The following is a 23,253-nucleotide window of genomic DNA, read 5'->3' on the forward strand; positions in this document are numbered from 1 at the left end:
GTTATCATAACATATCAAAAAGGATAAACGCTTTAGTTTATCCTTTTTTTTATGTTATTTTGTAAAACTTTTGTAAGTAAGCTCATGAAGTATCAAACAAGAAAAAAAGCTATGATTTTGTTGGCCGACGGTACCGTGTTTTACGGTAAAGCTGTGGCAGGAAAAGAAGGAAGTTCCTTTGGAGAGGTTTGTTTTAATACCGGAACTACTGGGTATCAGGAAATCTTTACAGATCCATCTTACTTTGGACAAATTATGGTAACTACCAATGCCCACATAGGGAACTACGGTGTAAAGAACGACGAAGAAGAATCCGATAGCGTTAAAATTGCCGGACTCGTATGTAAGAATTTTAGTTATGTACCTTCCAGAGTAGGGATGACTGATTCCTTAGAAAACTATTTAGCTACGTACAATGTGATGGCTATTTCAGATGTGGATACCAGAGCACTTGTGCGTTATATCAGAGATAATGGCGCGCAGAATGCTGTCATTAGTACTGAAGTAGATCAAATAGAATCACTCAAAGAACAGCTCAAGGCATTCCCTGATATGAAAGGTTTGGAGTTGGCCTCTAAGGTTTCTACCAAAGAACCTTACTATGTAGGAGAGCCTAATGCGACTTATAAAATAGCAGCGCTTGACTTTGGAATCAAGAAAAATATCTTGCGTAACTTTGCCAAGAGAGATTGCTATATTAAAGTATTTCCATACAACGCTACCTTGAAAGAACTCAAAACTTTTCAGCCAGATGGATATTTCTTATCCAATGGCCCTGGAGATCCAGAGCCGCTTACTGAGGTAATTGCGTTGATTAATGAAATTCTTGCTGAAGATCTTCCATTATTTGGAATCTGTCTGGGGCATCAACTTATCGCCCTTTCTCAAAGAATACCTACCTATAAAATGCATAATGGCCACAGAGGAATCAACCACCCGGTAATGAACCACATTACAGGAAGAGGTGAGATTACTTCTCAAAATCATGGTTTTTCCATAGATAGAGCAGCTGCTCAGGCAAACACATCAGTTGAAATAACCCATTCACACCTTAATGATAATGAAGTGATGGGGATTAAATTAAAAGACAAAAACTGCTTCTCTGTACAATACCATCCAGAGGCAGGTCCGGGGCCAAATGATGCCACTTATTTATTCGATCAGTTTATAGAGAATATTAAACAACATAAATTACAAACAGTATGAGTATTATTGTAGACGTGCATGCGCGACAAATTTTGGATTCTAGAGGAAATCCAACTGTAGAAGTAGATGTAGTAACCGAGAATGGAGTTTTAGGACGTGCTGCTGTTCCATCAGGAGCATCAACTGGAGAGCACGAGGCTGTAGAGCTTAGAGACGGAGGCAGTGCATATATGGGGAAAGGAGTTACTGAAGCTGTTGAAAATGTAAATACATATATCTCCGACGCTATTGAAGGGCTTCCGGTTTACGGACAAAACCTTATCGATCAAGTAATGATTGAATTGGATGGAACGCCTAACAAATCAAGATTAGGAGCTAACGCAATATTGGGTGTTTCTTTAGCGGTGGCTAAGGCAGCAGCTAAAGAATTGGGTATGCCATTATACCGTTACATAGGTGGAGTAAGTGCCAACACACTTCCGGTGCCGATGATGAACATCATCAACGGAGGATCGCACTCTGACGCGCCTATCGCGTTTCAAGAATTTATGGTTATGCCGGTAAAAGCAAAAAGCTTTACGCATGCTATGCAAATGGGAACAGAGATCTTCCACAACCTTAAAAAAGTATTACACGACAGAGGTCTAAGTACAGCAGTTGGTGACGAAGGAGGATTTGCTCCTACATTAGAAGGAACAGAAGATGCTCTAGATACCATTTCAAAGGCGGTTGAAAAAGCAGGTTACAAACTTGGAGATGAAGTGATGATCGCTATGGATTGTGCAGCAGCAGAATTCTACGAAAACGGTAAATACGATTACACCAAATTCGAAGGTGAAAAAGGAGCTGTTAGAACATCAGAAGAGCAAGCACAATACCTTGCTGATCTTTGTGCTAAGTACCCTATTGTTTCGATAGAAGACGGAATGGATGAGAATGACTGGGACGGTTGGAAATTGCTAACTGAAAAGGTTGGTAATAAAGTTCAATTGGTAGGTGATGATTTATTTGTGACTAACGTTGAGCGTTTATCAAAAGGTATTGAAAACGGAATCGCAAATTCTATACTTATCAAAGTAAACCAAATCGGAACCCTAACTGAGACTATCGCTGCAGTAAACATGGCTAAAAATGCCGGTTATACTTCTGTGATGTCACACCGCTCTGGAGAAACTGAAGATACTACTATCGCAGATTTAGCTGTAGCACTTAATACCGGACAGATTAAAACAGGTTCAGCTTCACGTAGTGATCGTATGGCTAAATACAATCAGTTACTTAGAATTGAAGAAGAATTAGGAGATACAGCTTACTACCCACAAGGAAAAGCTTTTAATGTTAAATAACATCGACTAATTGTCATTATAATAATACCAAGGGACCTCACTTTATGTGAGGTTCTTTCATTTTAAGCGATTTGTAATTGCAAACCTCATCTTGCCTTAAATCACTTGTTTAAAAAATATTAATCTTTCATAAAAATAGCGATAAAATTGTAGTATTGGCAAAAACCTTGTAGGATTCATAATGCTCCATTAATTTAGGGATATTTTAACTTGAAATAGGACTAAAAAGCCTTCTTTCCAACCAAAAATTAGCGGTAAATTTCGTATTTTCGCAAGACGCGTTAAATTGTAAATCAAATACATATTATGTCAGATAAGGCTACTTTAGAATATAAGGGTAAAAAAGTTGAATTTCCAGTCATAGAGGGAACTGAAAATGAGTTGGCGATAGACATCAAAGCATTGAGAGCCTCGACAGGGATCATTACATTAGATCCTGGATATAAGAATACTGGATCCTGTGAAAGTGCCATCACCTATCTTGACGGAGAGAAAGGTATTTTGAGATACCGAGGGTACAGAATAGAGGATTTGGCTGAAAAGGCTGATTTTCTAGAAGTGGCGTATTTGTTGATTTTTGGGGAATTACCTACCAAAGAACAATTGACTAAATTTCATAATGACATCAAGGAGAATTTAGAGGTTGATGAGGATATCAAAAAGATCGTTGATAGCTTTCCAAGGACAGCACACCCAATGGGGGTCTTGTCGTCTCTAACTAGTGCATTGACGGCCTTTAATCCATCTGTTGTTAATATTGACTCAGAAGAAGAGATGTACAACGCCGTAGTTAAAATCATGGGGAAATTTCCGATTCTTGCTGCCTGGACTCTTAGAAGAAGAAATGCGAAACCTTACGATTACGGAGATAGTGAATTAAGCTATGTCGAGAACATCCTTTGTTTGATGTTTAAAAAGCCTAACGAGAAGTATAAAATCAACCCTAAGGTAGTAGATGCCTTAGATAAATTATTAATACTACATGCTGATCACGAGCAAAACTGCTCTACTTCAACAGTACGTATTGTTGGCTCTTCACATGCCGGTTTATTTGCCTCACTATCCGCTGGAGTCTCTGCACTTTGGGGACCACTTCACGGAGGAGCGAATCAAGCAGTGATTGAGATGTTGGAGAACATCAAACAAGATGGCGGTGATACAGAAAAATACATGGCAAAAGCCAAGGATAAAAATGATCCTTTCCGATTGATGGGCTTTGGACACAGAGTGTATAAAAACTTTGACCCACGAGCAAAAATCATCAAAAAGTCAGCGGATGACGTGCTTGGGGATCTTGGAATAAATGACCCGGTGCTCACCATTGCAAAAAGTCTTGAGAAGCAAGCTTTAGAAGATGATTACTTTGTAAAGAGAAAACTCTATCCGAACGTAGATTTCTATTCAGGTATCATCTACAGAGCCTTAGGTATTCCCACAGAGATGTTCACTGTAATGTTTGCCTTAGGTAGATTACCGGGATGGATTGCTCAGTGGAGAGAAATGAGACTCAAACAAGAGCCTATCGGAAGACCGAGACAAATCTATGTTGGCGAAAACGAAAGAGATTTTGTCGACTTAGACAAACGTTAATAGAACCAGTTATTAAAAGTAGGGGTGTATTAATTCGTTAATATGCCCTTTTTTTTGATCTAAATTTGAGGTAATTTGCTGCCGCACAAATAGGGGAAATTATTTGATATTCTTATATTTCCATTTGCATAAAGAAGGATTGTATATTAAAGCAAAAGGTATGCTAAAACTCAATATAAAAGATGAAACTTCACCGCTAAAGAAGGTCATTCTGGGAATCGCTAAAGATAACGGTCCTGTACCGGCTCTGGAAGATGCTTATGATCCCAAGTCCGTCGAGCACATTAAAGCTGGCACCTATCCCAAGGAGCCAGACATGATCAAAGAAACGGAGGCCTTTAACGAAGTATTTCAAAAATACAATGTCAAGGTCTACCGCCCTGAGATCCTAAAAGACTGTAACCAGATATTCTCCAGAGATATTGCTTTTGTGATTGATGACTATTTTTTTAAATCTAATATTCTACCGGATAGAGAAAAGGAATTAGAGGCTATTGAGTACATCATTAAACAAATGAACCCCGCCAAAGTAATTCGCCCTCCAGAAGAAGTTCATATCGAAGGGGGAGATGTAATGTTGTGGGACGGGCACATATTTATAGGAACTTATAAGGGAGCTGACTATTCACACTTCATAACCGCAAGGACCAATATGAAAGGGGTGAATTATATTAAGGAGATGTTCCCCAATAAAATTGTAAAGGAATTTGATCTTCAAAAATCCAATACAATTGCCAGAGACAATGCATTGCATTTGGATTGTTGCTTTCAGCCAGTTGGAAAAGACAAGGCCATTATTCACAAAGAGGGATTCAGAGATCCTAAAGATTACGACTATTTGGTAGCTCTGTTTGGCAAGGAGAACTTGTTCCATATTGATAAGAATGAAATGTATCACATGAACAGCAATATATTTTCCATAGCTCCGGATGTGGTGGTTTCAGAACGAAATTTCACCAGATTAAACCAATGGTTGACTTCTTGTGGAATCACTGTGGAAGAAATTCCTTATGCAGAAATCGCCAAACAGGAAGGACTACTACGTTGTTCTACCATGCCTCTGCTTAGAGAATGAGCTGGTGAATACAACTAGTCTTCGGGTCTTTATTTTCTCTTTTGCAAGACTAAATTACAATAGTTTAACCCCAATAGTTATTTACAAGCTTCGTGATAATATTGAGGTTTAATTTGTAATTTTGTGAAAAATTTGACCCTTAGGTTTATGACGCAAATTACAGACACTATTTTAATGGTACGTCCTGCTCAATTTAGAATGAATGAGCAGACTGCGGTTAATAATTTTTTCCAAGAGCGTCTTGATATGACTCAAGACACCATTACGGTAAAAGCTCAGAAAGAATTTGACGCTTTTGTTGAAACGCTAAGAAGCGTTGGAGTAACCGTTGTTGTGTATCAGGATGATCTTGTTTCGGATACACCAGATTCGGTATTTCCAAACAATTGGATCTCCACACACGCCGATGGTACCGTAGCACTTTACCCGATGTTTGCTGAAAACAGAAGATTAGAGCGCAGGGAAGAGGTATGCGAATTATTGGATAGCGAAGGATATGATATTGATGAAATTGTAGACTTTACTTCCTTTGAAGAAGATGAGCAATATCTAGAAGGTACCGGAAGTGCTATTTTGGATCGCGTTCATGAAAAAGCCTATTGTGCTTTATCACCTCGGGCAGATGAGGACTTATTCATTTATTTCTGTGAAGAAATGGAATACACTCCCGTATTATTTACAGCCTATCAGACTGTCAATGGAGAGCGAAAACCAATTTATCACACCAATGTCATGATGAGTGTAGGAACAGATTTTGCTGTAATATGTTTGGATACCATAGATGATAAGAAGGAGCGAAAAAATGTCGTTAACCATCTTAAGGCAGACGGAAAAGAAATCATAGAAATTACCGAACATCAATTGGAACAATTTGCCGGTAACATGCTGCAGGTTAAAAACAAGGAAGGAAAAACGTACTTGGTTATGAGCGCAACAGCGGATAAGAGTTTAACCTTAGATCAACGATCTAAAATAGAACGCCACACCACTATTATTTCTTCAGATCTACACACCATTGAAACTTGTGGTGGAGGAAGCGCACGATGTATGATGGCGGAGGTGTTTCTGCCAAAAAAATAGTATATTACAAGCACAGATAAGGAATTATGCTATCAAAAAAGACAAAATACGGCTTAAAGGCTTTGACCTATATGGCAAGAAAGGAATCTAAAAATCCGGTATTGATTTCTGAAATTGCCGAAGAAGAAAACATCTCCAAAAAGTTTTTGGAAATTATCCTACTACAATTAAAAAACAGTGGTTTCTTAGGTTCCAAAAAAGGTAAAGGAGGAGGTTACTACCTCATTAGAGAGCCGGAAAATATCTCGGTGGCCGCCTTAATACGAATACTAGAGGGGCCTATCGCAATGCTGCCCTGCGTGAGTTTAAACTTCTATGAGAAATGTGACGATTGTAAGGACGAAAAAACCTGTTCTATCAGCATGCTTATGATGGAAGTCCGGGACAGTACCTTGAAAATACTTGAAAATAAAACGCTTCGAGACCTCACAAACACCACACTTCCACTGCCGTAAATTGTTGTATTTCTGCATGAAGTAAAAAACTTCTGTAATATTTTTGTTAAAAGCCTATAGGTTTACTAGACTATTAATATATTTGTCCTATCGATTAGATAAAATGTGTTATGGATTTAGTAGCTGTAAATAAAGAATTAAAAACAAAGTCACCGGCGGAGATTGTTGATTGGGCATTAGCCCAAGGTGGCAATCCGGTAGTAACAACAAACTTTCGTCCCTACGAGGCTGCAATACTGCATGCCGTTACGCTTTTGAAGAAGGATATGACTGTAGTTTGGTGTGATACGGGTTATAATACTAACAAGACTTATTTGCACGCCAATCGCGTTATCGATGCCCTGGGCTTGAATGTTAAGCTCTATGTTCCTAAACAGACATCCTCTTATAGAGATGCTGTTATGGGAGGAATTCCAGGGATCGATGATCCGCTTCACAAAGAATTTACGGAACAAGTAAAGCTTGAGCCTTTTAGAAGAGCAATGAAGGAAAACCAACCTGATATTTGGTTTACCAATCTTAGAAAAGGACAAACGGCTTTCAGAGATACACTTGATATTGTTAGTAAAGGTGAAGACGGGGTTTTGAAAGTTAGTCCATTCTTTTACTGGACTGACCATGAGTTAGATGTTTATTTAGAAGAACATCAATTGGAGAATGAGTTTAAATATTTTGATCCTACTAAAGTTTTAGAAAATAGGGAGTGCGGTCTGCACGTCCAATAAACAATACACTTTTTTGCATAATGGAAAGTTGCCGAAGGAGCGTGTAGAGCGTTTTCATTCGGCTTCTTTTTTTTGTAATTTAAGCTTTGAATTAAAATTCGTAATGTGACTTTAGGTCTTGCACTATCACTAATAAAGAGTGTGGAAATGACTTAGTCATTAGAAGGAATCTCAGATGGGTACACCATCGCCTTGATGATTTTGAATAATAAATGGATTGAGAGGGAATCGGTTATTAGTTAGTTCGATACTATAGGAGTGGCAGTCCATTAAACTTCATTGACCAAAATCGGGAAAATACCACATGGAAAGGGTGTTGGAATAACCGTCAAATAATCTAGAAATTTAAACGTTAAATAAAACCGCAAACCTTATAAAGTCTATTGGTATATCAGTACATTTAGTGCATAAACTAACACTTTACGCTGATGAAATCTTTAGTTTCTCTATCGCTTATAGGCCTTTTTGCACTGACTTCCTGTGGGCCAAAAATTATCCAAAGCCCTATTGTATTCGACCAGCAGCGTAAAGAGCTCAGTTTAGCATATATGAAGTCCCACTATGGTATGGAACAATCCCAGCCCACCATTGTTCCTAGGATGGTTGTGGTACATTGGACGGCGATACCAACCTACGAAAAAACATTTGAAGTGTTTGATCCAACTTTACTTCCCTCACATCGTACGGCTATCGCGGGTGCCAGTCCGTTAAATGTTTCCTCTCAGTATGTCATCGATAGGGACGGAAGTATTCATCAACTCTTGCCGGATACTATTATGGCCCGTCATGTCATTGGTCTGAACCACTGCGCTATTGGTATCGAGAATATTGGTGGACCAAAGCAGCCCCTTACCAAAGCCCAGCTCAAAGCGAATACCAAATTGATAAAGCAATTAAAGAAGAAGTATCCCATTGACTATGTTATTGGTCATTACGAGTATACCCTTTTTGAATCCACTGATTTATGGAAGGAAATAGATGAAGGATATCGCACTCAAAAAACGGATCCCGGAGAACAATTCATGAAGGATTTACGATCCAAATTAGAGAGTCTGGATTTAAAGCCGCTTCCAGCTAAATCATAGAAAAGGCATCACTTAATTAAACGACCTTCGGAATTCCAAAGGTGTCATCTGAGTTTTAGATTTAAACAACTTGCTAAAGGATTGTGGGTGTTCGAACCCTAAGTCATATGCAATTTCACTAACCGAAAGCATAGTAGTGCTCAATTTTTCCTTGGCAATATCCAGTAATTTTTGATGAATATGCTGTTTGGTACTTTGCCCCGTTAAGCTTTTTAGTAAAGAACTTAAATAATTAGAGGACATATGCAGCTCATCTGAGATTCGCTGAACAGACGGCAATCCGTCTAAAACCACTTGGTCGCTTTTAAAATAATTATCCAACCACACCTCTAATATATCCAGAACCTGGTGATTGGTGATTTGCCTGGTGATGAACTGTCGATTGTAAAACCGCTGCGCATAATTAAGGAGTAATTCAATTTGTGAAATCATGATGCCCTGACTAAACTTATCAATATTACTGTGGTATTCCTGCTTAATGTTTTGCATGATTTCCAAAATAGCGATTTCTTCTTTTTCTGAAAGAAACAAGGCTTCGTGAACCTCATAACCAAAGAAATCATAGCCTTTGATGGAATTGGCTAAGGGACTGTTCCAGAGAAAATCCGGATGGATCAAAAGTAACCATCCGGTAGGGTTCGGCATTTCTTCTTCCTCTAGTATATCAATACTAAATACCTGTCTAGGAGCAATAAAGGACATCAAACCCTCATCAAAATCATATTCCTGCTGTCCATATCTGAATTTGCCGCAGACATCTCTTTTAAGGCCAATAGTGTAAAAATTCTGAACCCAACTGATCTGATTGTTTTCGTATGTATGTTGTATAGTGGCATAGTCCACTACGCTGATCAAAGGGTGTTCTGGTTTAGGCAACCCCCGAAGTTTGTGAAATTCGCTAATGCTTTTTATTTGGTGTAACTGTGAGTTTTCCATAAAAGTTACTATAAAGGTATATGGTTTACGCGAATTAAAAATGATCAATGGTGCTAAAATATGTTAATTTATAGGCTATGTATCATTCTGACTATTAATATACTAAGCTGTAAGTGTTTGCAAATTCCTTAGCGAAATCCTTTAATTTAACCTTTCCAAATGTCGGTTTGTTATTAAAGTAATCCTCTGTTAAAACACCGCTTCGTAAGCCGGCGTACATTTCAGTTAAACCTTCAGCTATATCAGGATTCATACCGATAAAGATCAATTCTTCCTTAGTCTTTTGATCAGAAATAAGTTCCCATTGTAATTCAGGTTTGTCAATCGCTTGACCTAAAATACGCGCCGTTTCTTCACCTGTGAGTTCTTCACTTGCTACATAACGTACCTTCCCATTGGCAAAAGTTGAGGTAAGTTCCTCCTGGACGGCTTCTGCAATATCTAAGGGTGATACCCAGGGTATAATTTCCTCACCATAGTTTGCCGATATCACATTTTCGCTTTTAATCTTGTCAAAGTAACCGAATAGATTGTAGAAAAACGAAGTAGGACGAATATGGGTAATTACAACCTCTGGAGGTAATGTGTTAAGGGTTTGTTCCACATCATGGGCTCCGAGTAAAATACCATTTCCTTTTTCTAAATGAGCTCCGATACTACTGAGATTCACAAGCTTCTTAACACCGGAGTCCTTGATGGCCTGAGTATAATGGCGACCAATTCTTCTGTAATATTCTAATAAATTAAGCTCATCGTCAAAGTAATCATTTGGAGGGACCATGGTATATATGGCATCCGCTCCTGTAAATGATTTCGTAAGAAATTCTACATCTTCTATGGTGCCTATGGCAGCAGTTGCTCCTAAGGCGTTAATATCCACTTGCCGCGTAGGGCTACTGCTGATAACGGTTACCTGGTGTCCGCTTTTGATCAAGCTTTGCGTTAATGGTTTGCTAATGTGTCCTAAAGATCCTGTGAGTGTAATTTTCATAATTTTTGGTTTTTAAAGTTTAACAATTATATCGCCTGTCCTCCGGAGACCTCAATACGTTGGGCGTTAATCCATCCTGCCTCATCTGTACAAAGGAAGGCAACGACTGAGCCAATATCGGTGGGTAAACCAACTCTACGAAAAAAGCATCAAAGTGAGATTGCTCTGAAACATCCAATGGCAAAGAGATTGCCTTTTGACCCATATTTTCAATCTCTGCAACAACCTTACTTGCGGCTTGTCGGTCACTTTTATAAGTAAGGACAACTTGCAATCCTTTTTTGGCTAAACTGATTGCCATATCTCTTCCGAGTCCGCGACTACCACAAGTTACCAGTGCTATTTTTGAATTTTGTTTACTCTTAACTTTGTTTTGTTTTTACAAAGTTCTAACAATACATTAGCTGTGTTGTAGCCAAATTCAATGATATTGTAGCCAAAACTTAAGATGATAAAAAAAATCTTAAATTTACATGAATCACTAAATCATGTTGCCTTTAGTGCAAAACGTCCGAGTTATCAATTAAAACCAAAGCTGATGAATTTCTTCCGTAAAAGTATTTTTCTGGGTCTTGCTCTATTGTCAGGTATAAGCACTGTCTACTGCCAAGATTTTTACAACCAATTGTTTGAAAACTATGATCAGTATAAAGAAGAGTCTCTAAAGACACGACGCTTTACTCATGGTCAAATCGTGCCGCTTTTCACGAACCTAGAACATAATGACTTGTTCGAGGTGACAAGGGTTGGAACTTCAATAGAAGGACGGAGCCTTAACCTTATAAGTTTTGGGAAAGGGGATATCGATGTGCTGTTGTGGTCACAAATGCATGGTGATGAATCCACGGCAACCATGGCCATATTTGATATCATCAATTTCTTTAAGCAAGATGACTTTATGAAGCAAAAAAGCACTATGCTCTCGAGATTGCGCATCCATTTTCTACCCATGCTAAATCCTGATGGTGCTCAGCGGTTTACTCGACGCAACGCTCTTGATGTTGATATAAATCGTGATGCCGTGCGTTTGCAATCTCCTGAGAGTAAAACATTGAAGAAGGTTCGCGATAGTCTAGAGGCAGATTTTGGATTCAACCTTCACGATCAAAGCACCTATTATAATGCTAATAGAACTCCTAAATCAGCAGCAATTTCATTTCTTGCACCAGCCTATAATTATGACAAAGATGTCAATAAGGTTAGAGAAAATTCCATGAAGCTCATTGTGTATATGAACGCCATACTTCAAGAGTTTGTCCCTGGTCACATTGGTCGTTATAATGATGATTTTGAACCAAGAGCTTTTGGAGATAACATCCAAAAATGGGGTACCAGTACAGTGCTAATAGAGTCCGGCGGATATCCAGAAGATCCTGATAAGCAATTTCTAAGAAAACTCAATTTTGTGTCCATTATATCCGCAATGGAAGCCATTGCAACAAAGGACTACTTAAAAAGCAACACTAAGGACTATTTTAAAATTCCTAAAAACGACAGAAAGTTATTTGATTTAAAATTGAGTAAGGTATCTTATGAGCTCTTAGGGAACACCTATACGCTTGATATAGGGATAAACACCCCTCAGATCGCCACTAAAAATAACAAAGGGTATTATCGAAAAGGAAGAATTGACGATATGGGTGATTTGTCTACCCATTACGGGTACCAATCTTTGGATGCTTCGTCTTATACCATTGAGTCGGCTAAAATATACCCGGAATCTTTCACTACAATAGATGAAGTTTTAAAATCAGATCTAAAATCTATTTTAAATCAAGGTTATGGTTATGTGGTGGTTGAACAAATTCCCGAGGATCAAAAATCGATAGCCTTACCAGTCCATATTTTAGCTAAAAACGAAGTGCCTGATTTCAGCCTTCATCTTGGGGCTAATCCTTGCTTTTTTCTTAAAAAAGACGGGCGTTTACGCTATTTAATCACTAATGGTTTTTTAGTGGATTTAGAGCAACCTAAGGCAAATTTCACAAACGCTTTGATATATAATTAATTGAATAATAGCCCGTTAAACTATCGTAAATTCTGAAAATTAATTAAAATTTTATAATTAATCCAGCTAAAAAAACTCTACCTTTGCGCCCTCAAAATAAAGGGTTTATATGACAACCATAAAGAATATTGCAATAATTGCACACGTTGACCACGGTAAAACTACCTTGGTGGACAAAATCTTACATCACTGCGAATTGTTCAGAGATAATCAAGAATCCGGTGAACTTATACTGGATAACAACGATATCGAGAGAGAACGCGGAATTACCATTCTTTCTAAGAATGTTTCGGTAATGTACAAAGGAACTAAAATCAACATTATCGATACCCCTGGTCACGCCGACTTCGGAGGAGAAGTTGAGCGAGTACTTAATATGGCCGATGGAGTTCTACTGCTTGTAGATGCTTTCGAAGGGCCGATGCCACAAACACGTTTTGTGTTGCAAAAAGCAATATCCATGAAGTTGAAGCCCATAGTGGTTGTGAACAAAGTGGATAAAGAAAACTGTACACCTGAAGAGGTGCACGAAGCTGTTTTTGACCTAATGTTTGAATTAGGAGCAGAAGAATGGCAATTAGATTTCCCGGCTGTTTACGGTTCTGCTAAAAACAATTGGATGTCAGAAGACTGGGCCAAGCCAACTGAAAGCCTAGAACCACTTCTAGACATGGTGGTTGAGCACATCCCTTCTCCTAAAATAGAAGAAGGAAATACACAGATGCTTATTACTTCCTTAGACTTCTCTTCCTTTACCGGACGAATTGCTATTGGAAGACTTCAAAGAGGAACATTAAAATCAAATATGAACATCTCCTTGGTAAAAAGAGATGGGACTATCGTTAAATCCAAAATCAAAGAACTACATATTTTTGATGGGTTAGGACGTAAAAAAGTTGATGAGGTACAGCCAGGTGATATCTGTGCTATTGCCGGTTTGGAAGGATTTGATATTGGAGATACTATTGCGGATTTTGAAAATCCTGAAGCACTACCAACTATCGCTATCGATGAGCCAACAATGAGTATGTTATTTACCATTAATGATTCTCCTTTCTTTGGAAAAGACGGTAAATTCGTAACCTCAAGACACATTAAAGAACGTTTGGACAAGGAATTAGAGAAAAACCTGGCCTTACGTGTTCAACCTACTGACAGTGCTGATAAATTCATGGTCTTCGGACGAGGAGTACTTCACTTATCAGTGCTAATTGAGACTATGCGTAGAGAAGGCTATGAACTTCAAATTGGACAACCACAGGTAATCATCAAAGTTGTTGATGGTGTAAAATGTGAACCAATTGAGGAGTTGACCATTGACCTTCCGGAAGCTGTTTCAGGTAAAGCAGTAGAGATGGTTACTATGAGAAAAGGGGAGATGTTGAGTATGGAGCCTAAGGGTGAGCGTATGAACATCCGTTTCAATATTCCATCTAGAGGTATTATTGGTCTTAGAAATCAATTGCTTACTGCCACCGCTGGAGAAGCTATTATGAACCACCGTTTTTTAGAATACCAACCTTATAAAGGAGAAATTCCAGGGCGTAACAACGGTTCTTTAATCTCCATGGAAACAGGAAAAGCAATTCCTTATTCTATCGATAAACTTCAGGATCGTGGTAAATTCTTTGTTGATCCTAACGAAGAAATTTACGAGGGTCAGGTTGTAGGAGAAAATTCACGTTCTGATGATATGACCGTGAATATTACAAAAACTAAAAAGTTGAGTAACGTACGTTCTTCAGGAGCAGACGATAAAGCTAAAATCGTACCGGCGATTAAGTTTTCATTAGAAGAAGCCTTAGAATACATCCAAAAGGATGAGTATGTTGAGGTAACTCCTAAGACAATGCGTATCCGTAAGGTCTATCTAAAAGAGGTAGATCGTAAACGAATGGGCAAACAAATTAGTTAATCCATAAGTAGATTCACTACTACATATAAAAAAAACGAATGACCATAAATCATTCGTTTTTTTTACACCTATTATTTTCAGTTTAGTTTACCGCTGACTCCTGTTTTGTTTTCAAGGAATTAGCTGCAAGGGCTGCGCCGATTATTCCAGCCTCATTTCTAGATTCTGCAGGAATAACAGGAACTTTTAGCTTGAGATATTTCTTGTACTCATCAAAATACTTACTGCCGCCACCACCGATGATGAAAAGATCCGGGCAAAGGATTAAGTCCACATAATTAAGGACTTTATTAAAACGTTTCCCCCATTTCTTAAAACTCATATTTTTGTTCTTACGCGTCGCATTCGATGCGTATTTTTCAATTCTGTCGTATCTCTTATAATGCAATTGACCTAATTCTAGATTTGGGACAAGCTTTCCATCGAAAAAAGCACCACTGCCTAATCCGGTACCAACGGTAATGGTGAGCACTAATCCTTTTTTCCCTCTTCCTGCGCCAAAGTTCATTTCAGCTATACCCGCAGCATCGGCATCATTCACCACCACAAATGGGAGTCCGGTTTCTTTTTCAAAAAACTCATCAATATTAACACCTACCCATTTTGGATTTAGGTTGCTAGAGGTGTGTACAACACTGTGGTGGATCGAGGATGGAAATCCGCAGCCTACAGGGCCATTCCAATTAAAATGTTCGATAATTGCCTTGACCACTTCTACCATAGCCTCAGGGGTTGCAGGTCGAGGCGTGTCTAATCGAAATCGTTCGGTGGTTAATTCACCTTTTTCGATATCAACAATTGCACCTTTCATTCCCGTTGCCCCGATGTCTATCCCTAAAACTTCCATGTAATATTCTTTAAAAACAAATGCATTAGAACTGTAAATTTAAAAGATTGCTAGCATTAGGCAAATGTTTTTGCAATTTTTGTAAAAATCGATGATAATTGTACTCTAAAAGATTGCCGAAAACTTCTACAAAAAATGTAAATTGTAGCAGCTTTATATTAAGAGACAAACTTAAAAATTTTGCACCCGGACAAATGAACGATACCCAACAACATGTACATTGGAAATATGTCATTCTATTTGTGCTTATCTCTTATTTGATTTCTGCACCAGCAAACCTAGGCTGGTTATCTGACACATTAGAGAATTTCAGCTTACCATTTGGTTTAGATCAGTTTAAAATACTATTGCAAGGTATAGGTCCATTTGTAGCTGGATTAGTACTTCGAAAGCTACACCCCAATGTCATCGATTCCACACCAAGGGGTAAATACAAAAGCACTGGTTGGATGATGCTTGGGATTAGTGTCATTTTACTTACAGTGATCGGAAACCAAAACGACAAAGGTTTAAATCCGTACTATTGGGGAACTTTAACTGCTATAGTGTTATCTATACATGCTTATTTCGAAGAAACCGGTTGGAGAGGATATTTAGAGCATGCGCTACAGCCCTTATCAGAACCAATCAGAGTGCTATTGATTGCTGTAGTGTGGTATTTTTGGCATCTTAGTTTTCTTTCTGGGAATTCGATAAAATCAGAGGCACTGTTTTTTCTAATCCTCCTGGTTGGAACTTGGCTGTTAGGTAGACTGTTGGAGCAAACCAAGTCCATTTTAATCGTGGCAGCTTTTCACAGTGTTTTTAACCTAATGCAGTGGTGGGATTTAAGCTTTACTCCAAAGATTATTTGGCTTTCAGTCTTAGTATTGGTGTGGATTCTACTAATGACATTCCAAAAAAAGAAGCACAAAATAGAGGGGTAGCCTAGCCTACCCATGTGGTCAAATTGGACCGCCTAGAGAAGCTGGTGCTACTAGTGATGATTGCCTTCGTCTGGTGTTATCATATTGGAGATTATATCGACAAACAAGTAAGGCCTATCTAGATTAAAAAACATGGACGCAGAGCCGTGAGCATAAGTAAATATGGACTGGATTACTTGTTTAGAGTGTTATTGATAGAATGTAATAAATTTAATATCAATGTTTTACAATTTTTGTCATGTACTTAGGAATTTTTTATAAAAATACAATTGAAGAAAATTCATTTTCTAAACGAAGATTCAAGTATAGTTGAAAGAATTCAAGAAGTTTTAAACCACTTCTAGCTGGAAAAAGCTTATTTTTAGAAAGCATTATTATATAAAGTAACCATGGAATATCTTGATACCTCACCAATTGAACTCATTGGATATGCAGCTTCACTATGCGTATTAGTCTCTTTCTTTATGAAAAATATAAGGGCCTTGAGAATTGTAAACTCCATAGGTTGTGCACTGTTTGTTCTCTACGGAATCCTTTTGCCCACTATTCCGGTAGCACTCACTAATGGCGCTATTATAGGCGTGAATGTCTATTATTTGTGGATCAATAAGAAGTAAATACTGTCCTTGGGTTTAATTTCGAGAACGATTACACATTTTTCTGTACAACCTCAAATACCTTACTGCCATCACATTTTAGTGTTTTGGAAGGGAACTTGAGCAGCAGCGCATAATCATGGGTTGCCATTAGAATGGTACGCCCGCTCTTGTTAATTTCCTGTAGTACTTCCATAACCTCTACACTGGTTTGTGGATCCAGGTTTCCGGTAGGCTCATCAGCGAGTATAAGTTCAGGGTCGTTTAGCAGGGAACGAGCAATCGCAACGCGCTGCTGTTCGCCGCCTGAGAGTTGATGCGGGTATTTAAAGCCTTTAGTTGCCATTCCTACTTTGGTTAAAACTTCATCAATTTTAGCTGCGATCTTATCCTTGTCAATCCAGCCGGTAGCCTTAAGTACAAACAATAAATTGTCGTTAATGGTACGATCCGGTAAGAGCTTAAAATCCTGGAAAACGATACCTAATTTTCGTCTCAAAAATGGAATATCACTTTCCTTAAGTGTGCGTAAATCATAATCTACAATTGATCCTGAACCCTGTGTTAGCGGAAGATCACCGTAGAGTGTTTTCATGAAGCTACTTTTACCACTACCCGTTTTACCGATTAGATATACGAATTCACCTTGGTCAATAGATAGGTTAATTTCACTAAGCACTAAATTTTCTCTTTGATAGATAGCTACATCTCTTAGCTCTAGTATAACGTCACTCATGGGTAGTTAAAATTGATAATTTGTTGTATTTGAATTTAAAGTAATGGTCTGCGCTAATGGTCAGTACATCAATATATTTTAAATTCACCTTATTCAAAGGTAAATATAATATGTGTTTCTGTCATAGAATTTCTTTCTTTAGGATAATTATAACAAAAATTCGACGTTAATAATGTAATCATCATGTATTTTTGAATTCGGAACTAAAGATGTTTATATGTATCGACAACCTAAAGGATTTATTGTGTTCTTGTTATTGGGAAGTGCCTACCTTCACGCACAAGAATCTACGGTTTACACCCATGATGATAAGGATTATTACAAAGCATTAGATCTTTATCATCAAAATCAGTATCAAGCCTCACAATTATTGTTTAACAAGGTTAAAAGTTCAACGGACAACGAGTCTTTGGAAGCTAGTTCTGCCTATTATGCTGCCAATGCTGCAATTCGGACCAATCAATTAGGTGCGGATCAATTGATGGAGGACTTTGTTACCCAATACCCGACCTCCACAAAGAGAAGCTCAGCCTATATGGATGTTGCGGATTACTACTTTGATCAAGGGAAATATGTAGATGCCCTTCAGTGGTTGGATAGAGCAGAGGATCGGTCCATGAGCCTAAGTGAGCAAGAAGAATTCAACTTTAAAAAAGGATACGCCCTGTTTACCGCTAAAAAATACGCGGCTTCAAAACAGTATCTAGAGCGTATTTCCAATACCGACAAATATGGTTCACAAGCGAAATACTACATAGGTTATATGGCCTATCAAGGAGATGACTACTCCGAGGCTACGCAATATTTTGATCAAGTTTCCTCAAATCAAGAGCTCAACACAAAGCTGTCTTATTATCAAGCTGACATGAACTTCAAGCTCGGAAAGTTTGACGAGGCTATCGCTCTTGCAAAAGGACAACTTGCAAATTCAGATCCCAAAGAGACCTCCGAGTTAAATAAGATCATTGGTGAGAGCTACTTCAATAAAGAGCAGTACCAAGAGGCTATTCCTTATTTAAAACAATACAAGGGTAAACAAGGAAGATGGAACAATACCGATTTCTACCAATTGGGATATGCTTATTACAAGCAAGGCGAATATGAGTCGGCCATCGGTCAGTTTAATAAAATTGTTGAAGGAAATAATGCTGTTGCTCAAAATGCCTATTACCATTTGGCAGAGTGTTATTTGAAAACAGACAAGAAGCAACAGGCCTTAAATGCTTTTAGAAATGCTTCTCAAATGAGTTTTGATCAACAGATTCAAAGTGATGCTGCATTAAATTATGCACGCCTTAGTTATGAAATCGGAAACCCGTATGAGAGTGCGCCTATTGTGCTTACCAACTACTTAGAGAAGTATCCGAACAGCAAGAACAAGCAAGAGATTCAAGACCTGTTAGTGGATTCTTATATAACTTCAAAAGATTACGATGCTGCGCTGGAGCTTTTAGAAAGCAATAAAAATTTTAGTAATAAAACGACCTATCAAAAAGTTGCCTTCTACAGAGCCTTGGAGCTTTTTAATCAAGGATCTTATGATCAGGCTAAGGGGTATTTTGAAAAATCTTTAAAAGAGCAGCAGGACATGCGCTTTACAGCTAGAGCCTTATATTGGAATGCTCAGGTCGATTATGTCAATGAAAACTACCAGGAAGCCGTGCTTGGTTGGAAACAATTCTCCCAAAATGCACTAGCATCACAAACGCCTGAGTACAATAATCATTTATATGATTTGGCTTATGCGTATTTTAAATTAAAAGATTACGATCAAGCAGCGACCAATTTTAAAGCCTATCTAAACAGTGGTTCTGATAAAGACAAGGCTCATGTAAAAGATACGTATTTGCGACTTGCGGATAGTCAATTTGCAGATCGCAGTTACTGGCCGGCAATGGAAGCTTATAACAAAGCTATTGAAATGGGAGGGGAAAACGCCGATTACGCCCACTATCAAAAAGCAATCAGTTACGGTTTTGTAGATCGTACACCAAAAAAGATAGAGGAATTGGTAAGCTTCGTACAGCGATTTCCAAAATCCAATCTAGCGGATGACGCCCTATATGAATTAGGAAATACCTATATAAATAATGATCAAGCAGACAAAGGTGTCGCAGTATATCATGATTTATATACGAAATACCCTATGAGTTCTTTTGTCTCCAAAGCCAAATTAAAAGAAGGCTTGTCATATTACAACTCAGGTCAAAACGAAAAGGCATTGACGCAGTTAAAAGCTGTAACTACGCAATTTCCAAACACTCCTCAGGCCATTCAAGCGGTGGCAACTGCAAAACAGATTTATGTGGATCAAGGAAATGTAACGGCATATGCAGACTGGGTTAAGGGTCTTGACTTTGTTAAAGTAACGGAGAATGAACTCGAAAGTGCTTCCTTTGAATCCGCAGAAAGACAATACGTTCAAAACAAAACCAAAGCGGCCATTAAAGGCTTTGAAAATTATATCAGCCAATTTCCAAACGGCGCCCAAGTTCTCAAGTCACATTTTTATTTAGGGCAGTTGTATTACAAGGATGGATTGCAAGAACAGGCATTACCTCATTTTAGGTATGTGGTGGATCAGAATAGAAGTGAGTTCTCTGAAGAATCCGCTGTTAGAGCTGCAGAAATCTATATGGATAAACAAGATTACAATCAGGCTATTCCTATTTTGAAGACCTTGGAACAAGGGGCAGATTTTCAAGAGAATATCATTTTCGCTCAATCCAATATTATGAAGGCGAGCTATCAGCAAAAGAATTATCCACAAACCATTGCTTATGCAGAAAAGGTGTTGGCGAATTCAAAGGTTGAAGATCGTATTAAAAGTGATGCCCACATTATGATCGCAAGGTCCGCAATGGCCACAGGGAATGAAGCAAAAGCTAAAGAGGCTTATGCTAAAGTTCAAAAAATAGCCACAGGGAAACTCGCAGCTGAGGCGCTCTACTACGATGCCTATTTTAAAAATAAAGAAGGGAATTACGAAGCATCAAATGCTTCAGCTCAAAACCTAGCTAAAAACTATGCTTCCTATAAGGAATTTGGTGCCAAAGGACTTGTTGTCATGGCTAAAAACTTTGCGGCCATGGATGACGCCTTCCAGGCCACCTATATTTTGCAAAGTGTCATTGATAACTTTGGTCAATTCCCGGAAGTGGTAGGACAAGCCAAAACGGAGTTGGCAAAAGTTAAAGAGAAAGAAGCCCAACGAAATTCATCCATTGCTCCAAATCAAAATTAATGAGAGATTTTATGAGAGTTCACGTTTATAGTACAGCGAATAAACCAAAATTTTTTAGGAGTCCGGGCAATGTGATTTTGGGTATCCTAGGTTTATTAATAACAGGAGTAGGAAGTTTGTCAGCACAAGAAAAAGACAGCACTGACCTGAAAAAAGAAGAAGGTATCGGAACCGAGGTGGTCAATGTGGTAAAAGCCTATACGCCAACGATTTCAGATGCCAATAAAATTCAAACAACCCCATCGCTGAGTGATTCTATCACCACAGCGACCAAAGAAATAGATTATACCATTTTCTCGGTTCCCGTAGCCTCTACCTTTACCCCCTCAAAGGGAAAAGCCACCGGCCTTAAAAGAGCACCGAAAGAACAACTTTACAATTCATACTTGGCACTCGGCCTTGGGAATTACAATACTGCATTGCTGGATTTTTATACCAGTTATGATTTTAGTAGAGATCAGAGACTCGATGTGATGCTGACACACCATTCCTCACAGGGAGGAATAGATGAAGTGGAACTGGATGATAAGTTTTTCAATACCGCACTTCAGGCGCATTACAAGATGAACGATCGTTATATGAATTGGGGTATAAAAGGAGGTTTCCAACACCAGATCTATAACTGGTACGGAGTGCCTACAGGAGTGTACGCTAATGAAGAATTAGCAGCAATTGATGAAAAACAATCTTATTACACTGCCTTTATTGGTGGAGATATCGGATTTCAAGATTCCTACTTTACCGGTGGAGAGGTCTATTATCGTCGGTTCTGGGATGGTTTTAGCTCAGGAGAGAATCGTGCCGTTCTAAGCCCTAAATTTCAATTCCCGATGGGAAGTGAATTGGTCAACTTAGATCTCAAGGTGGATTATGTAGGTGGTGATTTTGATCGTACTTATTTTAATGTAGATACACCAATAAAATACAGCAATCTAATGGCAGGTCTTAGTCCAAGCATACAACTCACAGGAGAGGATTATGCTGTGACTCTTGGAGCTTCTATTTATTACAACCAAGATATAGAAAACAGTGATGGCGACTTTTTCTTTTATCCTAATGTACATGCAACCTATGATGTCATAGATGAGTTTGTAACCGTTTACGGAGGTGTTGATGGGGAGCTGAAGCAAAATTCATATTACGATTTTGCACAAGAAAACCCCTATGTATCACCTACCATATACGTACGGCCAACCGATCAGAAATACAACGGTTATGTCGGAGTTCAAGGCCGATTTTTGCCTAATGTAGGGTATAACCTAAAAGGTAGCTATCGCTCTGTAAGCAATGCGTATTTCTATCGTTCAAATTCCTTCCATACCGGTATGGATAGTCAAATCCAAAACAATCAGGGCTACGCCTATGGGAACTCATTTGAGGTGCTTTATGATGATGTGAGTTCAATCTCTGTATTTGGTGAGATCAACGTAGATATCAATCGTAATTTCTCCGCTGGTATTAATGCAGAATTTCTAAACTACGCCATGGACGATATCTATGAGCCATGGAACGTTCCTAACTTTAAATCCGCTGCCTTTGCTTCTTATTATATAGGGAAGTGGTCAGCAGGTGTTAAGGCCTTTTATATAGGAGAACGAGAAGACTTTATCGACAATCCGACACGGATAAGTCCTGAGCGTTATACCCTGGATGGTTATTTTGATTTAAATGCCAATGTAGGTTATGAAATTACTGATCAGTGGTCAGCGTTTATAAAAGCAAATAATATCACAGGTGGTCCTTACCAGAGGTATGTGCATTACCCGGTTCAAGACTTTCAAATCTTAGCAGGAATTTCATATAAATTTGATTTATAAAAAAAGGGTATACCCAATACAAAAATATAAAAAAACGAGATCACTTCATTGATCAGTAGAAGATACAGATGGTGCCAGTGGCACCATCTTCTTTTCATTCGAATAGGGTTTTAATAGTAATCATTTTCAGGATTATACAGTTCAACTTATTTCAGGCTAATCTAGTTTAAGAAATTGATAGTTGTTTTAATTGATATTTCCATTTTCCATTTCTCCATTCGGCATATACAACATATGTACTGGCATTTAATTTTCCTTTAAAATAATGAACTTCAAAATATGCCTTTTTTTGATCTTTTGAGAATAATAAATTTTGAAAACTTATGATTCCTCCATAATTATCACGGTAACGAACAGTAGATAGTATATTTTCAATTTCACTAGACTGGATACTCCGTATAATTACCTCTTTACTTCTTAATATGGAGTTAATATCTATATATACTGCCGGTGTAAGCGAAGTAGAAATTTCCTTAACAAAAGAAAAACCCACTGGAAAATCCATTTTAGGCTTGAAAGCAGAATCATACCGTATACTATCGTTTATGTATACTGTTAATGGTTTTAAGTTTCTAATTACAGAATCCGGTTTCATTTTCCCTTCGTAATAAGTGCTATCATGCATGTCTGGCGGCGGGAGTGGAACATACATTCTATAGTCTTTTTTATTATCGAATTGCTCAGTCAAAAACTGAATGAGGACTTCATTCTGATTGGAATTAGGTTTACTGCATT

General features: G+C 38.2%; 20 protein-coding genes. 14 read left to right on the forward strand and 6 right to left on the reverse strand.

The window, feature by feature from the left end:
* Positions 1–84 precede the first annotated feature (84 nt).
* From carA to ACN0TV_RS00610, 8 genes are all read left to right on the forward strand, one after another.
* The gene (gene carA, locus ACN0TV_RS00575; protein WP_417359062.1) at positions 85–1,206 is read left to right on the forward strand and encodes a glutamine-hydrolyzing carbamoyl-phosphate synthase small subunit; all 1,122 of its coding nucleotides are present in this window, start codon (positions 85–87) and stop codon (positions 1,204–1,206) included.
* Positions 1,203–2,492, forward strand: coding sequence for a phosphopyruvate hydratase (gene eno / locus ACN0TV_RS00580; RefSeq protein WP_417359064.1), 1,290 nt, complete (start codon positions 1,203–1,205; stop codon positions 2,490–2,492). Before carA ends, eno begins: the two co-directional genes overlap by 4 nt.
* A gap of 306 nt (positions 2,493–2,798) precedes the next feature.
* Positions 2,799–4,082 carry a citrate synthase gene (locus tag ACN0TV_RS00585; RefSeq protein WP_417359065.1) on the forward strand — a complete coding sequence of 428 codons (1,284 nt, stop codon included), beginning with the start codon at positions 2,799–2,801 and terminating at the stop codon, positions 4,080–4,082.
* 160 nt (positions 4,083–4,242) lie between these two features.
* Positions 4,243–5,157: a dimethylarginine dimethylaminohydrolase family protein gene (locus ACN0TV_RS00590; RefSeq protein ID WP_417359067.1), complete on the forward strand. Its 915-nt coding sequence runs from the start codon at positions 4,243–4,245 to the stop codon at positions 5,155–5,157.
* A gap of 147 nt (positions 5,158–5,304) precedes the next feature.
* Positions 5,305–6,237, forward strand: coding sequence for a citrulline utilization hydrolase CtlX (ctlX, locus tag ACN0TV_RS00595; protein WP_417359069.1), 933 nt, complete (start codon positions 5,305–5,307; stop codon positions 6,235–6,237).
* Positions 6,238–6,263: 26 nt separating this feature from the next.
* Positions 6,264–6,692 (forward strand): RrF2 family transcriptional regulator, encoded by a 429-nt coding sequence (locus ACN0TV_RS00600; protein WP_417359071.1) that lies wholly within the window; start codon positions 6,264–6,266, stop codon positions 6,690–6,692.
* Positions 6,693–6,802: 110 nt separating this feature from the next.
* Positions 6,803–7,417, forward strand: coding sequence for a phosphoadenosine phosphosulfate reductase family protein (locus tag ACN0TV_RS00605; protein ID WP_417359073.1), 615 nt, complete (start codon positions 6,803–6,805; stop codon positions 7,415–7,417).
* Between the two features lie 428 nt (positions 7,418–7,845).
* Entirely contained in the window at positions 7,846–8,502 is a 657-nt protein-coding gene (locus tag ACN0TV_RS00610; protein WP_417359075.1) for an N-acetylmuramoyl-L-alanine amidase, read from the forward strand.
* Positions 8,503–8,514: 12 nt separating this feature from the next.
* Here the strand turns inward: ACN0TV_RS00610 and ACN0TV_RS00615 are convergent, their stop codons facing one another.
* The 3 genes from ACN0TV_RS00615 to ACN0TV_RS00625 all read right to left on the reverse strand — a co-directional run bounded on the left by ACN0TV_RS00615 (position 8,515) and on the right by ACN0TV_RS00625 (position 10,730).
* Positions 8,515–9,438, reverse strand: coding sequence for a helix-turn-helix domain-containing protein (locus ACN0TV_RS00615; RefSeq protein ID WP_417359077.1), 924 nt, complete (start codon positions 9,436–9,438; stop codon positions 8,515–8,517).
* A 94-nt stretch (positions 9,439–9,532) separates the two neighbouring features.
* Positions 9,533–10,429, reverse strand: coding sequence for an NAD(P)H-binding protein (locus ACN0TV_RS00620; RefSeq protein WP_417359079.1), 897 nt, complete (start codon positions 10,427–10,429; stop codon positions 9,533–9,535).
* 19 nt (positions 10,430–10,448) lie between these two features.
* On the reverse strand, positions 10,449–10,730 hold the full coding sequence (locus tag ACN0TV_RS00625; protein WP_417359081.1) for a hypothetical protein: 282 nt from the start codon (positions 10,728–10,730) through the stop codon (positions 10,449–10,451).
* Positions 10,731–10,877: 147 nt separating this feature from the next.
* On the opposite strand from ACN0TV_RS00625, the gene ACN0TV_RS00630 reads away from it, so the two are divergent.
* A complete protein-coding gene (locus ACN0TV_RS00630; protein WP_417359083.1) occupies positions 10,878–12,437 on the forward strand; it encodes a M14 metallopeptidase family protein in 1,560 nt (519 codons plus the stop codon).
* A 109-nt stretch (positions 12,438–12,546) separates the two neighbouring features.
* Positions 12,547–14,352 carry a translational GTPase TypA gene (typA, locus tag ACN0TV_RS00635; RefSeq protein WP_417359085.1) on the forward strand — a complete coding sequence of 602 codons (1,806 nt, stop codon included), beginning with the start codon at positions 12,547–12,549 and terminating at the stop codon, positions 14,350–14,352.
* Between the two features lie 82 nt (positions 14,353–14,434).
* On the opposite strand, the gene ppgK is transcribed toward typA, so the two are convergent.
* Positions 14,435–15,199, reverse strand: coding sequence for a polyphosphate--glucose phosphotransferase (ppgK, locus tag ACN0TV_RS00640; RefSeq protein WP_417359087.1), 765 nt, complete (start codon positions 15,197–15,199; stop codon positions 14,435–14,437).
* 194 nt (positions 15,200–15,393) lie between these two features.
* On the opposite strand from ppgK, the gene ACN0TV_RS00645 reads away from it, so the two are divergent.
* On the forward strand, positions 15,394–16,125 hold the full coding sequence (locus ACN0TV_RS00645; protein WP_417359089.1) for a CPBP family intramembrane glutamic endopeptidase: 732 nt from the start codon (positions 15,394–15,396) through the stop codon (positions 16,123–16,125).
* 389 nt (positions 16,126–16,514) lie between these two features.
* Entirely contained in the window at positions 16,515–16,742 is a 228-nt protein-coding gene (locus ACN0TV_RS00650) for a YgjV family protein (protein ID WP_417359091.1), read from the forward strand.
* 31 nt (positions 16,743–16,773) lie between these two features.
* Here ACN0TV_RS00650 and ACN0TV_RS00655 read toward each other — a convergent pair whose 3' ends face one another.
* Entirely contained in the window at positions 16,774–17,457 is a 684-nt protein-coding gene (locus ACN0TV_RS00655) for a cell division ATP-binding protein FtsE (protein ID WP_417359093.1), read from the reverse strand.
* A gap of 217 nt (positions 17,458–17,674) precedes the next feature.
* Between ACN0TV_RS00655 and ACN0TV_RS00660 the strand changes: the two genes are divergently transcribed.
* Positions 17,675–20,701, forward strand: a complete 3,027-nt coding sequence (locus ACN0TV_RS00660; RefSeq protein WP_417359095.1) for a tetratricopeptide repeat protein — start codon at positions 17,675–17,677, stop codon at positions 20,699–20,701.
* Positions 20,702–20,712: 11 nt separating this feature from the next.
* Entirely contained in the window at positions 20,713–22,518 is a 1,806-nt protein-coding gene (locus ACN0TV_RS00665; RefSeq protein ID WP_417359097.1) for a TonB-dependent receptor, read from the forward strand.
* A 166-nt stretch (positions 22,519–22,684) separates the two neighbouring features.
* Here ACN0TV_RS00665 and ACN0TV_RS00670 read toward each other — a convergent pair whose 3' ends face one another.
* Positions 22,685–23,170, reverse strand: coding sequence for a hypothetical protein (locus ACN0TV_RS00670; protein WP_417359099.1), 486 nt, complete (start codon positions 23,168–23,170; stop codon positions 22,685–22,687).
* Between the last annotated feature and the right edge of the window lie 83 nt (positions 23,171–23,253).

The sequence above is a fragment of the Galbibacter sp. genome, assembly GCF_048266365.1.
Taxonomy (GTDB): Bacteria; Bacteroidota; Bacteroidia; order Flavobacteriales; family Flavobacteriaceae; genus Galbibacter.